The sequence below is a fragment of the Aeromonas sp. QDB18 genome (assembly GCF_027705325.1).
Classification (GTDB): domain Bacteria; phylum Pseudomonadota; class Gammaproteobacteria; order Enterobacterales; family Aeromonadaceae; genus Aeromonas; species Aeromonas caviae.
On the sequence record NZ_JAPDBQ010000327.1, the window covers coordinates 1 to 886 of the forward strand.

Annotated in this window: 1 protein-coding gene and 1 pseudogene; one reads left to right on the forward strand and one right to left on the reverse strand. The window is 39.2% G+C overall.

Annotated features, from left to right (window positions below; genetic code table 11):
* Nucleotides 1–62 precede the first annotated feature (62 nt).
* Nucleotides 63–380 carry a hypothetical protein gene (locus OKC30_RS21170; RefSeq protein WP_270809836.1) on the forward strand — a complete coding sequence of 106 codons (318 nt, stop codon included), beginning with the start codon at nucleotides 63–65 and terminating at the stop codon, nucleotides 378–380.
* A gap of 9 nt (nucleotides 381–389) precedes the next feature.
* On the opposite strand, the pseudogene OKC30_RS21175 reads toward OKC30_RS21170, so the two are convergent.
* Nucleotides 390–886: pseudogene (locus tag OKC30_RS21175) on the reverse strand (hypothetical protein); the annotation flags it as partial.

Genomic DNA, 886 nt, shown 5'->3' on the forward strand with positions numbered 1-886 from the left:
GGGGCATGCAGTCGTGGCAAGCCCTCCGATGCCATATCGGCTCTTGAAGCTGGCTGAGGGTCATGGGTAATCAGGATCCGATATGGTTTGTCGAAAATGGGCATCCAAAAAATCACATAAATGGAATAATAACAACCTTCGACTTACTAAACGACTCTGAAGATAGAAGAGAGTTATTGCTAGCAAAAATGAAATCAGCTTGGTCACAAAAGGCATATCGTGATAAAAACAATGGCAAAAAGGCGGTAAGCATTGTTCTATCTGAAGATATTATTAAAAAACTAGACTTTGTATGTGAAAACACAGATAGAAGAAAAAATGAGGTAGTCACAAGACTGATTCGAGAAGAATACGAAAAAATAAAGAAAGGCGGACACTAGTCCGCCTTTTTATTTTACTTTTTTGATGAATTCAATAACATTTCCATGATTATTATTTTTTTGCGGCTCATTTGCTATCTCAAGTTCAACCAATTCGCCCCAGCGTTGCCATAGCATTTTTTTCTTATCATCATGTCGCGAACGATGATAGGTTCTAACCAACTTATTGAGTGGGAGATGATTCAAACATAATTCGATCACTCTCTCTTCTGCATCTAATCTCTCAGCCCAATTGGTTGCAGCACTACGTCGTAAGTCATGTACGGTAAATGGCTCCATATCAGATAGTGAACGAGAAATGAAACGCCTTAAAGCTCTAGTTATCGAGTCAACTAAAATTGGCTCAATAACATCACTTTTAGGTCTGTCTGATTCAAAAACAAAGTCACCGTTTACATATAGTGCCTGTTCATCAATCAACGCTTTAGCCCTGACTCTTATACACAAATAGCGGTCTGAACGGAACTTTTCCCGTTTTCCAGGATCTGATCTTCCATGTGACTCCC